12 protein-coding genes are annotated in these 14,030 nt (G+C 68.8%); 7 read left to right on the top strand and 5 right to left on the bottom strand.

Annotated elements, in window-relative coordinates; genetic code table 11:
* Window positions 1-671: 671 nt before the first annotated feature.
* A complete protein-coding gene (locus Pph01_RS30140) occupies window positions 672-1,235 on the bottom strand; it encodes a dihydrofolate reductase family protein (protein WP_204076551.1) in 564 nt (187 codons plus the stop codon).
* Between the two features lie 268 nt (window positions 1,236-1,503).
* Complete coding sequence (locus Pph01_RS30135; RefSeq protein ID WP_204076550.1) at window positions 1,504-2,454, bottom strand: helix-turn-helix transcriptional regulator; 951 nt, start codon at window positions 2,452-2,454, stop codon at window positions 1,504-1,506.
* A 123-nt stretch (window positions 2,455-2,577) separates the two neighbouring features.
* On the opposite strand from Pph01_RS30135, the gene Pph01_RS30130 reads away from it, so the two are divergent.
* From Pph01_RS30130 to Pph01_RS30120, 3 genes are all read left to right on the top strand, one after another.
* Window positions 2,578-3,411 carry an NAD(P)H-binding protein gene (locus Pph01_RS30130; RefSeq protein WP_204076549.1) on the top strand — a complete coding sequence of 278 codons (834 nt, stop codon included), beginning with the start codon at window positions 2,578-2,580 and terminating at the stop codon, window positions 3,409-3,411.
* Window positions 3,412-3,459: 48 nt separating this feature from the next.
* Window positions 3,460-4,098: a hypothetical protein gene (locus Pph01_RS30125; protein WP_204076548.1), complete on the top strand. Its 639-nt coding sequence runs from the start codon at window positions 3,460-3,462 to the stop codon at window positions 4,096-4,098.
* Window positions 4,099-4,240: 142 nt separating this feature from the next.
* Entirely contained in the window at window positions 4,241-5,356 is a 1,116-nt protein-coding gene (locus tag Pph01_RS30120; RefSeq protein WP_204076547.1) for an epoxide hydrolase family protein, read from the top strand.
* 610 nt (window positions 5,357-5,966) lie between these two features.
* Here Pph01_RS30120 and Pph01_RS30115 read toward each other — a convergent pair.
* Window positions 5,967-6,962 (bottom strand): GlxA family transcriptional regulator, encoded by a 996-nt coding sequence (locus Pph01_RS30115; RefSeq protein WP_204076641.1) that lies wholly within the window; start codon window positions 6,960-6,962, stop codon window positions 5,967-5,969.
* 121 nt (window positions 6,963-7,083) lie between these two features.
* On the opposite strand from Pph01_RS30115, the gene Pph01_RS30110 reads away from it, so the two are divergent.
* Together Pph01_RS30110 and Pph01_RS30105 are read left to right on the top strand one after the other, a co-directional pair.
* On the top strand, window positions 7,084-8,022 hold the full coding sequence (locus Pph01_RS30110) for an NADP-dependent oxidoreductase (protein ID WP_204076546.1): 939 nt from the start codon (window positions 7,084-7,086) through the stop codon (window positions 8,020-8,022).
* A 588-nt stretch (window positions 8,023-8,610) separates the two neighbouring features.
* The gene (locus Pph01_RS30105; RefSeq protein ID WP_204076545.1) at window positions 8,611-8,904 is read left to right on the top strand and encodes a DUF4287 domain-containing protein; all 294 of its coding nucleotides are present in this window, start codon (window positions 8,611-8,613) and stop codon (window positions 8,902-8,904) included.
* A 433-nt stretch (window positions 8,905-9,337) separates the two neighbouring features.
* Here the strand turns inward: Pph01_RS30105 and Pph01_RS30100 are convergent, their stop codons facing one another.
* Together Pph01_RS30100 and Pph01_RS30095 are read right to left on the bottom strand one after the other, a co-directional pair.
* Window positions 9,338-10,357 (bottom strand): NADPH:quinone reductase, encoded by a 1,020-nt coding sequence (locus Pph01_RS30100; RefSeq protein WP_239117121.1) that lies wholly within the window; start codon window positions 10,355-10,357, stop codon window positions 9,338-9,340.
* A 256-nt stretch (window positions 10,358-10,613) separates the two neighbouring features.
* Entirely contained in the window at window positions 10,614-11,024 is a 411-nt protein-coding gene (locus Pph01_RS30095) for a hypothetical protein (protein ID WP_204076544.1), read from the bottom strand.
* Window positions 11,025-11,208: 184 nt separating this feature from the next.
* Here Pph01_RS30095 and Pph01_RS30090 point away from each other — a divergent pair, with 184 nt between their 5' ends.
* Together Pph01_RS30090 and katG are read left to right on the top strand one after the other, a co-directional pair.
* Entirely contained in the window at window positions 11,209-11,646 is a 438-nt protein-coding gene (locus Pph01_RS30090) for a Fur family transcriptional regulator (RefSeq protein WP_204076543.1), read from the top strand.
* Window positions 11,647-11,677: 31 nt separating this feature from the next.
* Window positions 11,678-13,906: a catalase/peroxidase HPI gene (gene katG / locus Pph01_RS30085; RefSeq protein ID WP_204076542.1), complete on the top strand. Its 2,229-nt coding sequence runs from the start codon at window positions 11,678-11,680 to the stop codon at window positions 13,904-13,906.
* The last annotated feature ends 124 nt before the right edge of the window (window positions 13,907-14,030 follow it).

Below are 14,030 nucleotides of genomic sequence, written 5' to 3'. Positions count from 1 at the left end.
GAGGGGCCGCCGCAGTTAGCGGCAGTTGCTGTACAGCAGCGCGTACAGCAACAGCCCCTCACCTGATCGCACCCCAACAACCCGCATCTACCGCTTAAGCACGGTGGCAGGCCGTCTACGAGGGGCCTGCCCTTCCCTACGGATCAGAAGGTTGGGGTTTCGAGTACCTCCGGCCGCACCCAGTAAAGAAGGCCCCTGAACAGGCAATACGCCATCAGGGGCCTTTTTGATCTTCGGACTCACCCGGTCTCTTCCCCCTCTTTGAGTTTGGGAGCCACCCGCCTCCGTTTCCCCAGGAGAGCACTCGAAATGGCCTCAGTGGCCGCGCGCGGCGACGCCGGAGCGGGCGTGCGGCCTGGGGCCGGTCCCACCCTGGCGGGCCGAAGGCGGCCGCGCGAAAGCCATCGCCCACGCCCAGCTGCCCGGCTTACGGCCGCCACGGAGTACGCGCCGCCGCCGAGCTGGAGCACGCCAAAGGGATCAGGTTCGAACATGCCTCCGGCGGGGGTCTCCGACTCCGGGAAGACTCTCCCCCGCACCGTCGAGGCGGACGGGAAGCTCGGGGCTGAGGTGCACTAGCGCAAGTCACACCTCATCGCAGCGAACAGTTCGACCTTGCTCCGGGGCATACTGCCGCTCCCTCAGACAAGCCCCTCGCGAAGGAATCGCGCTCAGCGCCTCGTCTCGTACCTGGTCAAGACCACGCCGCCGGGGAACGTCCGCGTCTCCACCAGGTTCAGGTTCACCCAGCTTTCCAGCGCAGTGAAGAACGGTGTGCCGCCGCCCACGAGGACCGGATGGGTGACGATCTCGTACTCGTCGATCAGCCCGGCCCGCATGACCGCCCCGGCGAGCGTTGCGCCACCGACCCTCATCGGCCCGCCGTCCTCGGCCTTGAGCCGGGTGATCTCGGCGATCGCGTCGCCGGTGACCAGGCGAGTGTTCCAGTCGACCTTGTCGATCGTTGAGGAGAACACCACCTTCGGCGTGTCCCGCCAGTTCCGCGCGAACTCGATCTGCGCCGGGGTGGCGCCCGGCTGCTGGTCGCCGGTCGGCCAGTAGGCGCTCATGGTCTCCCACAGTTGGCGCCCATACAGAAACAGGCTGATCACCCGCTCCTGATCGAGCCACCACTGGAACAGCTCATCGCTCGGCCTACTCCAGCCGAGGTCGTCGCCGGGCGCGGAAATGTAGCCGTCTAGGCTCAGGTTCATGCCGTAGATCAGTTTCCGCATAGCGCCATGCCTTCCGTCAGTCGGTCTCGGAAGACTAGGCCAGTCGAGCGGAGGAAACTGATCGATGCGCAATCTGTTCATACGGACCGGCTCCTGACCCTCGCTCACCACTTCCAAGCCGCTCGTCCCGTACACCTTGGTTCGTGATGGCACGGCCCTCGTGACGGCACACGGGATATACGCGGTCCCGACCCACAGCCTGGTTCGCGTCCGGTCGCGTGGTGAGAGCTGGTCATCCACCGCCGGCGCCTCATACTCCGCTGGTTGGTCAATCACACGGCTCTTCGCCGGCGCGGGTCAGTCGTGCTGCCAGCGCTCGAACATGGGCTCGGAGTTCGGGCGGGTCCACGACCTGGAAGTCGATGCCTTTGAGCGCGATATACACGGCGATCTGATCCAGTGAGCCGGCGCCGGCATAGAACAGGCATGACTGTTCGTCGAGCTTCTCCAGCCTTCCGGCAGTGGGTGAGGTCTGTTCGGCGACCACTTCGATCGGAGCGCGGAACAGGATCTTCGCCTGGAATCGGTACGGCGCCGAGGACAACGCGTCAGACATGAAGGCACGGAGGTCTTCCGCCGGCGCCGGCCGTGGAGTGAAACGCGGGCCGGGCTGTGGTGGGGCGTCGATACGGTCGACGCGGAAGGTGCGCCAATCGTCGCGGTCCAGGTCGAAGGCCAGCAGGTACCAGCGGCGGCCGGTGTGGACCAGGCTGTACGGCTCGGCGCGGCGGGTGCGTTTCTGATAGCCGAAGCGGATTCCCTCGTGGGCACGGCAGGCCGCGGCCAGGGCCGCTAGCAGGTTCGCGTCCACTGCTGGTCCGGAGCCGGTCAGCGGCACGATCGCGGACTGCGTCGCCGCCACCCTGTGGCGCAGCCGTGAGGGCAGGACCTGTTCGAGTTTGGCCAGCGCGCGCAACGACGTCTCCTCCATTCCCGAGACCGATCCCACGGCGGCCACGCGCAGCCCCACGGCTACGGCGACGGCCTCCTCGTCGTCCAGCAGCAGCGGCGGCAGGGCGGCGCCGACGCCCAGACGGTAACCACCGGCCGTGCCGGTCACGGACTCCACCGGGTAGCCCAGGTCGCGGAGCCGATCGATGTCACGCCGGACCGTGCGTGTGGTCACGCCCAGCCGGTCGGCCAGTTCCGGCCCCGGCCAGTCGGGCCGCGACTGCATCAGGGACAACAGCCGCAGCAACCGTGCCGACGTCTCCAGCATGCGCGAAAACTCCTCCAGAGGCGATGTTCCTTGAGGACCGTACCTGTCCTCAACGGTCCCTAGTGTCTGCCTTGCCAGCCCGAACGGGGCACGGTCGAACCACGCAATCCACGGGAGAACGTCATGATCCTCATCACCGGTGCCACCGGGAACGTCGGCCGCCACGTGCTGGACCTGCTGGTCGAGACCGGCTGCGCCGTCCGAGCCCTCACCCGGGACCCGCAGCGCGTGATGTGGCCGGCAGAAGTCGACATCGTGGCCGGCGACCTGGCCGACGCCGCGTCGCTGGGCCCGGCCCTGGACGGCGTCGATGCGGTGTTCCTGTTCGCCGTCCCTGGCAGCGGACCGGGTTTCGTCACCGCGGCACGGCAGGCCGGAGTACGCAAGGTGGTGCTGCTGTCCTCCGGAGCGGTCGATGACGACGCGGAGGTCCAGGACGGACCGATCGCTTCGTACCACGCCGAGATCGAGCAGGCCCTGCGCGCCTCCGAACTGGAGTGGACCTTCCTGCGCCCGGACGTCTTCGCCGCCAACACCCTGATGTGGACGGGGCAGACCAAATCCGGCGACGTGGTGCGCGGTGCCTACGCCGAGGCGGCGGCCGCGCCGGTGCACGAGATCGACATCGCCGCCGTCGCAGTCGCGGCGCTGACCCAGGACGGGCACGCCGGCCGCGTCTACGAGCTGACCGGCCCCGAGTCACTGACCCATGCGGAGCAGGCCCAGATCATCGGCGAGGTGCTCGGCCGGCCGATCCGCTTCGCCGATCTTCCCCCCGAGTCGGTGCGGCAGGCCATGAGCGCACATGTCCCGGCTCCCGTCCTCGACGGCATCTTCAGAGTCTGGTCCGCGTCCGTCGGCCGTACCGCACCGACCACCACCGGCGTCGAGGACGTCACCGGCCGCCCCGCGCGGAGCTACCGCCAATGGGTGGTCGACCACGCCGCCGCATTCTGACCGCCCCTTCACCCGTACCGACCGACCTGGAACCAAGGAGACAGCCCCATGACTCGCATCTACGTGGAGAGGGGCGCCAAGAAGATCGTCGCCTGTTCGCTGGACTGGCCCGGCTGGGCGCGGATCGGCACCACCGAGGACAACGCGGTGGGGACGCTGACCGCCTACGCCCACCGCTACAGGCTCATCGCCGAACAGGCGGGGTTGTCCTTCGCCCCCGGCGCCCCGGAAGTCGTCGACCGGGTCGCAGGCATCAACACCACCGACTGGGGCGCCCCCGCCGTCGCCGTCGCCGATGACGCGCAGCCCTACACCGCCCAGGCCGCCGCCCGGACGGCCGCGATCCTGCGCGCCGCGTGGATCGTTCTTGACGACCTGGCCCGATCCGCCCCACCGGTCCTCCTCAAAGGGCCCCGCGGCGGAGGACGTGACCGCGACGAGATCGTCTCCCACGTCATCGACACCGAGCGCGCGTACGCCCGCAAGATCGGCATCCGCCACAAGCCGTTCACCCGCCGCGACCACGACGCCGTGGCTGCCCACCGCGAGGCGGTGATCGGCATCCTCGGTTCCCACGCCGACGGCGCCCCACTCACCGCAGGTGGATGGCCGCCGGCCTACGCCGGCCGCCGGTTCGCCTGGCATGTCCTAGATCACGTTTGGGAGATCCAGGACAAGTCTCGATAAGTCGGAAAACGATCAATACGGCTTACGTCGCCCACCAGGCGCCCCGGGCACGGCGCTCACTTCGAGGACCGGACCTGGGGCGTCTGGCGGGCACATTGTCGCCTTCACCACCGAAGCACCAGCAAGAAAAGGACTGAGAGCCATGTCCAACATCCGTCCGTTCAAGATCGACGTTCCGCAGGAGAAGCTGGACGACCTTCGGCGGCGGCTTGCGCAGACGCGCTGGCCGGACACCTCGCCCGCCGAGGACTGGAGCCGTGGCGTGCCCGCGGCCTACCTGAAGGACCTCGTGGGCTACTGGGCCGACGGTTACGACTGGCGCGCGAACGAGGCCGCGCTGAACGAGCACCCGCAGTACACCACGGTGATCGACGGCGCCGTGATCCACTTCCTGCACGTCCGCTCCGCGGCCCCGGACGCCACGCCGCTTCTGCTGCTGCACGGCTGGCCGGGGTCGGTGGTGGAGTTCGCCGATGTCATCGAGCTGCTCGCCGACCGGTTCCACCTGGTCGTCCCCTCGCTGCCCGGGTTCGCGTTCTCCAGCCCGCTCACCGAGGCCGGCTGGACCGACGGGCGCGCGGCCGCGTTCGCGCAACTCATGGACCGGCTGGGGTACGAGCGCTACGGCGTGCAGGGCGGCGACGTCGGCGCCCTGATCGCGCCGCTGGTGGGGCTGGCCGAGCCCGAGAGGGTGATCGGGGTGCACCTCAACGCGATGTTCGCCTTCCCCACGGGCGACCCGGACGACATGGCGGGCCTCACTGAGGCCGAGCAGGCACGTCTGGCGGCGATGAAGCGGTTCCAAGACGAGGGGGCCGCGTACATGCAGGTGCAGGGCAGCCGTCCGGACACGCTCGCCTACGCGCTGACCGACTCCCCCGTCGGGCAACTGGCGTGGATCGTGGAGAAGTTCCAGGAGTGGAGCGATCCGGTGGCCAAGCTCCCCGAGGACGCCGTCGGCCGGGACCGACTGCTGACCAACGTGATGCTGTACTGGCTGACGGGGACGGCGCGCTCGACGGCCAACTCGTACTACGAGCGCTTCCACGACCACACCATGTGGGCGCCCAAGCCGCGCGGCACCGTCCCCACCGGGGTCGCCGTCTTCGTCACCGACTACGCCATCCGGGTGTTCGCCGACAAGGCCCACAACATTGTGCACTGGTCGGAGTTCGAGCGCGGTGGCCACTTCGCAGCCATGGAGGCGCCCGACCTGCTCGCCGGAGACATCCGGGCGTTCTTCGCCGGCCTCTCCTGACAGGCCACCCGTGAGAGGGCCGCCACTCGCGGCACCTCCACGGGGGCCATGCTGTCCGGTTCACATCGGCGCACGGGTGCCTGTCCGGCACCCCATGGGCGACCATGCTGGCTGATATGGGCGGCAGATCTTGCTAACGCCGTTGCCGACTACAGCCCAGGACGACCGTGGACGTCTGTGGAATGCGGGAAACCGGACAGCCTCTCTGAGTAGGCGTTCGTGACAGCGGTAGACGTCTGTGGACAGGTCTGACCTCGCTACGGATCAGAAGGTTGGGGTTTCGAGTACCTCCGGCCGCACCCAGCAGAGAAGGCCCCTGAACAGGCAATACGCCATCAGGGGTCTTTTTGGTCTCGGAGGTCACCCGGTCTCTTCTCCCCTCGGAGCCACCTTGGGGAGCCCCCCCTCTGTTTCCCCAGGAGAGCATTCGACATGGCCTCAGTCGCCGCGCGTTCGTCGCCCTCCATGAGGTGCCCACAGACGTCCTTGGTGATCACGATGCTCGCGTGCCCGAGGACATCGAAGACCACGTGCCGAGGCGTTTCCTGGGTGAGCATCAGCGAGGCCCCGGAGTGCCGCAGCTCAAAAGATAAGACCGTGTTCGGCCCACTCAGCGCGCCGCTGAGTGCTTGCTCGGTCGGCGGAGGGAGGCGTCGGCGCGGAACGTGTGCCGATAGGCCGTGGGGGACACGCCGATGATGGTGGTCAGGTGCTTGCGCATGGATGCGCCGGTCCCGAAGCCGGCCTCCTCGGCGACGCGGTCCACGGGGAGGTCGGTGGTTTCGAGCAGGTGACGTGCGCGCTCGACGCGCTGCTGGATCAGCCATTTGCCGGGAGTCATCCCGACCTCGTCGCGGAAGCGCCGGGTGAAGGTGCGGATACTCATCCTTGCGCGCCCAGCCATCTCGGTCAGCGGGATGGGTCGATGGAGTCGCTCCAGCGCCCAGGCGCGGGTCTCAGAGGTGGTGGCCGCTGACGGCTCGGGCACTGGACGCTCGATGAACTGCGCTTGGCCGCCGTCCCGCCAGGGCGGGACGACGCAGAGCCGGGCGACACGGTTGGCCACCTCGCTGCCGTGGTCGCGACGCACCAGATACAGGCACAGGTCGACGCCGGATGCGACGCCGGCCGCGGTGAGCACCTCACCGTCATCCACGAACAGCACGTCAGGGTTGACCTTGACGTTGGGGAACATCCGCTGGAAATGCTCCGCTTCGTTCCAGTGCGTCGTCGCTGGCCGCCCGTCGAGCAGGCCGGCGGCTGCCAGAACGTAGGAGGCGGTGCAGATCGACACGATGCGAGCGCCGGGCCGGAGACGGTCGAATATCCCGGCGACCTCATCGGGGAGCCGGACTCTCTCGTCCTGCGGGCCGCAGGAGAACGGCGGGATCACCAGCGTGTCCGCCGTCGCGAGGATCTCGCTGCCGTTCTCCACCGTGACGCTGAAGTCGGCAGCGGTCCTGACCGGCCCGCCGTCGACGCTGCAGGTGAGCACTTCGTACAGCGGCGCCTCATCGGGGCCGGCAGCGGTGCCGAAGATCCTCACCGGAATGCTCAGCTCGAACGGGTAGACCCCGTCGAGCGCCAGGACGACGACGCGATGCATGGCCAGATTCTTGCAACTATTGGCAGTCTGGCCAATCGTCGGGGATGCCTCGGCGTTGGCAGCCTTGCCATACGCGGGCAGCCCACGAGGGGGAGGCCCTCGAGAGCAGAGGAAGATGAGCATGCGCGCGATCGGTCAGGACTCCCTCGGCGGTCCGGAAGTGTTGAAGATCGTCGAGGTGGAACGTCCGGAGCCGGGCCCCGGCGAGGTGCTCGTCCGGGTTCATGCGACCTCGGTCAACCCGACCGATTTCTGGCACAGGGCCACCGGCGGGCTGGCGGAGGGTGCAGGGCCGATTCGGCTGGGGTGGGATGTCTCCGGCGTGGTCGAGCAGGTCGGACTGGGCGTGACCCTGTTCGAGCCCGGCGAGGAGGTGTTCGGCATGCCATTGCAGCCACGACCCGCCGGCACCTATGCCGAATACGTGGTCTCCCCGTCGCGGCATCTGGTTCGCAAGCCGGCCTCGCTGTCCCACGTTCAGGCCGCCGCGCTGCCGTTGGTCGCGCTGACCGGATGGCAGGCGCTGGTCGACACCGCCCATGTGCGCCCCGGCCACCGCGTGCTGGTCCATGCCGCGGCGGGAGGAGTCGGCCATGTCACGGTACAGATCGCCAAGGCGTTCGGCGCTCATGTCATCGGCACCGCCAGTAGCACCAAGCACGACTTCGTGCGGCGCCTCGGCGCGGACGAGGTCATCGATTACACCGGCACCGACTTCGCCTCGGCGGTCAGTGACATCGACATCGTGGTCGACACCATCGGCGGCGAGTACGGCCCGCGCTCGCTGCGCACCCTGCGCGAGGGGGGCATCGTCGTCTCGCTCGCGTCTCCGGCCGAGGCACAGCTGTCGGTTCAGGCACGCGCCCTCGGATTCCGCTCGACCTTCATGATCGTCGAGGCTGACCAGGCAGGGATGCGGGAGATCGCCGCGCTCGTGGACTCCGGTCGGCTGACGCCCGAGATTCACACGGTCCTCCCGCTGGATCAGGCCGCCAAGGCCCACGAGATCGGTGAGGCCGGCCGTACGAACGGGAAGATCGTCCTCACGGTCGTCGACTGACACGTCCGGCGTGGAGCACGTCTGGAGCGCCAGCCCGCAGCTCCGGTGACGACCGGCGCCCGGCGGTTCGATCGATCAGGCGACAGGGGTTCCACGTGCGCGGCCCTTGATCGAGGGGTATTCCGACGGATGAGGGCCGCAACCACAGATCACACAGGCAAACGGCTTCGTTGAACTCAGGTAAACGATCGTCGCGTGATCGGACGTTGATGCGCGCCGCGCCCGAACGGCATCGTGGGTCACACCTCGCCCGGTGACCAGCAAGGACACCGCGTCGAGTCGTGGCGACCCCCTGATCGTGAGGAGAATCCGATGACCGCTGCACGCAAGATCATGGCTGGGCGGTTCATGTCGCTGGCTCCGGAGACCTGGAGCGCACCCGATCGTGCCGGGCATCGGTCAGCGGCTGTTCCGTCCCCGAGGGCACCAGCCGGACGCCGCCGACCATGGCCCGCTCGGCCACCTCCACCTCAGCTGTGCTGGATCTGACTTATCAGTCCACCTGACGCACGACGTGACGCCGCACAGTGTCCGATCAGCTGGCCGCACCGCGGACACCAGACAGTTAAGAGGAAAGAGAGAACGCACATGTCCTTCCAGGCTTACCTCGACAGCATCGAAGACAAGACCGGGCTGACACCGCGCGAGTTCATCACGCTCGCCCACGAACGCGGCTTCGACGATCCCTCGGTTAAGGCCACCCCCATCATCGAGTGGCTCAAGCAGGACTATGGCCTGGGCCGCGGGCACGCGATGGCTCTGGTGCACGTCATCAAGAAGGGGGCCAAGATCGACTCCAAACATGTCGGAACCTCGGGCTCGCACCGCGACGAGTCCGACACGCTTTGGCTCGACGGAAAGCACAACCGGCCGACCGCATAGGGCCGACGTTCGCGCTCGGTTCTGCGGTCTTTGAACGCCCGTTTCGGCCTCCGGTCTGCGGGGTTCGATCATGCGGTGGTCTGGCGGACGGCGTAGAGGCCGGTTCCGGCGGCGCGCAGGACTCGGGGCCGTCGCCGCACGCCCGCCGCGCCCTGCCCGCGCCCATCCGCCGGCCACTGGTCGCGCCACCGCCCCAATGCAGGTCGTTCCTTAGGAACGGGATCGTCTCTCGAAGATCCACGCGCCAGCGAAGATCACCGCTGCACACCCGAGTACAGGTGCCCCCTGGAACCTGCTCACGAGAATGGAGGTGACAGTCCCGGCGACGAGGGCCAGGCAGCCGAGTACGAAGAAGACGAGCGACTGCTTCTTGTTGTCGTTCAAGGCGATGCCCCGCTGACGCGTACACCTGCCTGTGGGATGCGCACGAACCTCACCTTGGTGTGGCCGATCGGCCGATGCGCAGCACGACGCGTCCGCGGTGTCGGCGGGCCTCACCCCGGGCGGCGGCCTCGATGTCCTCGTGCGCCTCGCGGGCCTGTGCCAGCGGGAGGACCGTGGTGTCCAGGCGGAGGCCGTCGCGGGGCAGTCGCCGGTTGATCCAGGCGGCGGCCTCGGCCAGTTCAGTGGTCGTGGCCAGGCTGATCACGAAGCCGGCCACGGACCTGTCGTGGACATAAAGCCGGCCGACGTCGAGGGAGTCCCCGCCCACTGCGCTCGCCAGCCCGGCCATCACCAGGACGCGCCCCCGGTCGGCGAGGGCGTCGACCGCGGAGCCGAGGGAGCCGCGCCCGCTTGTGTCGCAGTAGACGTCCACGCCCCGCGGGGCCGGTCCGCGCAGGACGGCGACCGGGTCGGCCGCGGTGGAGTCGATCACCTCGTCGGCGCCCAGCTCGGCGCAGTACTCCGTGTTGCGGGGGCCGCGGGCGGCGGCGATCACGCGGACGCCGAGGTCCTTGGCCATCCGGATGAGGCAGGTGCCGACGGCCCCGTTGCCGCCGGCCACGAACAGGGTCTCCCCGGAGCGCATCCGGGCGTGGTGGACCAGGCCCGTGTAGGCGGTGGCGGCCGGATGCAGCACGGCGACGGCGTCGAGCGGATCCACCCCGTCGGGCAGCCAGTAGAGCCGGTCGGCGGGCACGCACGCGAGTTCCGCCGAGGCGCCCTGGCGTCCGCCGTACCCGAGGCTGTTGGACCATACGCGGGTGCCGGGTGCGAGCCCGGAGGCGCCGGGGTCGGCCACCTCGCCGACGAGGTCACGGCCGAGCACCAGCGGCAGAGGGATCGGCGTGCGGTAGGCGCCGGAGCGCACGAACGTGTCCACCCGGTTGACGGCCGTCGCGGTCACCCGTACCAGGACCTCGTCGGGGGCCGGCACCGGGTCGGGGAGCTCGCCGTACCTGATCGAGGACGCGGGGCCGCACTGTTCGACGTAAGCGGCACGGATGGTCATCACCTCCTTCGTTGATCTTCCCATCGTCCCAGATGTCGGGTTTCGGGTACTTCTGTAGCCCGCGTGGGGTCGTATCGAGTACCGCACGCCGGCTCAAAGATCACCGGAAGTCAGGCGGATGCCAGAACACGATCAAGGGCGTTCCGGCCCGCGCGACGCGAACACGGCTCAGCATCCGGGCGAGTGTCGTCTCGTCGGCGTCGGCCACGGTGGCAGCGCGGCCCTGCCCCCGAGCAGGGCATTCGCGTGTCTGGAACTAGTAAGAGGGGCAGAGGTACTTCCGCACCGCGGCGAGGATCTGCTTGTTCTTCGTGTTGCCGAACCCGTCAGGGTGTCCGGGCGCCTTGAACCGCTTGGCGGTCAACCCGATGAGCTTCGCCTGCTCCTTCGGCCAGTCCCTGACCGAGACGCACTGGTCGCGGCCGTGATTCACGATCGCGGTCTCGTCCTGGTCGCCGACGATCTCGGGGTCGATCGCCTTGAGTGCCTCTATGTACTTCGTCTGGGTGGACTCGTCCGGCATCGGCGGCAGTCCGGTGACCGATGCGATGCTCGCCACCACGACGGACGGCGCGCCGGAGGGGGCGTCCTCGGCGGTCGTATCGGAACCGCAGCCGGACAGTGCGGTGAGCGCCACGAGGGCCATGAGCGCAATGGGGGGTCTCATGGATCGCGACAGTACGCATTGCCTTACTTCAGGGCGAGATGTTGTTACCAGTCCGATACGGCCTGACGCCGGGTCCGGACGGCACGTCATGCCGCATCGCCGACCACTCCGTCTGTCGCGACCCCAAACTTGGATTATTCGTTCTCTTGGATAGTTCGTGTTTATGGCTGTAAGGTTTGGCGTCATGACCGCACCCAAGACTCCGACCAGCGCCGAGGAGTTACGCGGGGCAGGCCTGCGGGTGACGGCCGCCCGTGTCGCTCTGCTCGAGACCGTCCGGGACGGTGACCACCTCGGGGTCGAGGCGATCGCCTCCGGGGTGCGTGATCGCGTAGGCCACGTTTCCCTGCAAGCCGTGTACGAGGCCCTGCACGCGCTCACCGCGGCGGGACTCGTCCGCCGCATCGAACCCGCCGGCAGTCCGGCCCGGTTCGAGGGGCGTGTCGGGGACAACCACCACCACGTCGTGTGCCGGTCGTGTGGCGCCGTCGCCGACGTGGACTGCGCGGTCGGCCATGCGCCGTGCCTCACCGCGTCCGACGACCACGGCTTCTCGATCGACGAGGCCGATGTCATCTACTGGGGCCTGTGCCCCGCCTGTTCCCCTGCCCGCAGTTCCTGATCACGTGATCCGCTAGTTCAGAAGGATTTCCATGTCTGAGAACAATGATGCAATCGCCGCAGACGAGAAGACGGAGGGCGGCGGCTGCCCGGTCGCGCACGGGCGCGCCGCGCACCCGACCCAGGGCGGCGGCAACCGCCAGTGGTGGCCGGAGCGGCTGAACCTGAAGATCCTCGCCAAGAACCCCGCCGTGGCCAACCCGCTCGGCGAGGAGTTCGACTACGCCGAGGCGTTCAAGGGCCTCGACCTTGCGGCCGTGAAGCAGGACATCCTGGAGGTGCTGACCACCTCGCAGGACTGGTGGCCGGCCGACTTCGGCCACTACGGCCCGTTCATGATCCGCATGGCGTGGCACAGCGCGGGCACCTACCGGATCAGCGACGGCCGCGGCGGCGCCGGCGCCGGACAGCAGCGGTTCGCCCCCCTCAACAGCTGGCCGGACAACGGCAACCTCGACAAGGCCCGCCGTCTGCTGTGGCCGGTCAAGAAGAAGTACGGCCAGAAGATCTCGTGGGCCGACCTCATGATCCTCACCGGCAACGTCGCCCTGGAGTCGATGGGCTTCAAGACCTTCGGCTTCGCCGGCGGCCGTGCGGACGTCTGGGAGCCCGACGAGGACGTCTACTGGGGCCCCGAGACCACCTGGCTGGGCGACGAGCGCTACACCGGCGACCGTGAGCTCGAGACCCCTCTCGCCGCGGTCCAGATGGGCCTCATCTACGTCAACCCCGAGGGCCCGAACGGCACCCCGGACCCGCTCGCGGCGGCCCGCGACATCCGTGAGACGTTCCGCCGGATGGCGATGAACGACGAGGAGACGGTCGCCCTGATCGCGGGTGGCCACACCTTCGGCAAGACCCACGGTGCGGGCCCGGCGGACCACGTCGGCGTCGCTCCCGAGGGCTCCTCGATCGAGGACCAGGGCCTCGGCTGGAAGAGCAGCTACGGCACCGGCAAGGGCGCCGACGCGATCACCAGTGGCCTCGAGGTCACGTGGACCAGCACGCCGACCCAGTGGGGCAACGGCTTCTTCGAGAACCTGTTCCGCTACGAGTGGGAGCTGACCAAGAGCCCCGCCGGCGCGCACCAGTGGGTGGCGAAGGACGGCGCCGGCGCGGGCACCATCCCCGACGCCTACGACGCGTCGAAGAGCCACGCCCCGACGATGCTGACGACCGACCTCGCGCTCCGCGTCGACCCGGTCTACGAGCAGATCTCGCGTCGCTTCTACGAGAACCCCGACGAGTTCGCGGACGTCTTCGCCCGTGCGTGGTTCAAGCTGACCCACCGTGACATGGGCCCGGTCGTGCGCTACCTCGGCTCGGAGGTCCCGTCCGAGACGCTGCTCTGGCAGGACCCCCTGCCCGCGCTGACGCACGAGCTCGTCGACGCCGAGGACGTCGCCTCCCTCAAGGGCCAGGTCCTCGCCTCGGGTCTGTCGGTGTCCCAGCTCGTGTCCACCGCATGGGCGTCGGCCTCGTCCTTCCGCGGCAGCGACAAGCGCGGCGGCGCCAACGGCGCGCGCATCCGCCTCGAGCCGCAGAGCGGCTGGGAGGTCAACGACCCCGACCAGCTGGCGACGGTGCTGCGCACCCTGGAGGGCGTCCAGGAGTCCTTCAACGCCGCGCAGACCGGTGGCAAGCGGATCTCGCTCGCCGACCTGATCGTGCTCGCCGGCGGTGCGGGCGTCGAGCAGGCCGCCAAGGCCGCCGGCTTCGACGTGGAGGTCCCCTTCACGCCGGGCCGCGTGGACGCGTCGCTGGACCAGACCGACGTGGAGTCGTTCGCCGCCCTCGAGCCGGTGGCCGACGGGTTCCGCAACTACGTCGGGAAGGGCAACCGGCTGCCCGCCGAGTACCTGCTGATCGACCGGGCGAACCTGCTCACCCTGAGCGCCCCCGAGTTGACGGTGCTCGTCGGCGGTCTCCGCGTCCTGGGTGCGAACTCCCAGCAGTCGCAGGTCGGCGTCTTCACCGCGACCCCCGGGTCCCTGACCAACGACTTCTTCGTCAACCTGCTCGACCTGGGCACGACGTGGAAGGCGACGCCCGAGGACGCGAACACCTTCGAGGGTCGCGACGCCGCCACGGGCGAGGTCAAGTGGACCGGCAGCCGGGCCGACCTCGTCTTCGGGTCGAACTCCGAGCTGCGCGCGCTCGCGGAGGTCTACGCGAGCGACGACGCGAAGGAGAAGTTCGTGAAGGACTTCGTCGCGGCGTGGGACAAGGTGATGACCCTCGACCGCTTCGACCTCGTCTGATCACTGACTCTGATCATCGAGTCTGATCACCGAGTCTGATCACTGACGTCCAGGTCGGCCCGCGGCGGCCGGCCTGGACGTTCCGGTCCGCAGAGCCGGAGCCGGTCCCGGGGCGGCGTGGAAG

This window comes from Planotetraspora phitsanulokensis, assembly GCF_016863295.1.
Classification (GTDB): Bacteria; Actinomycetota; Actinomycetes; order Streptosporangiales; family Streptosporangiaceae; genus Planotetraspora; species Planotetraspora phitsanulokensis.
This window is presented reverse-complemented; position numbering and strand designations above follow the sequence as displayed.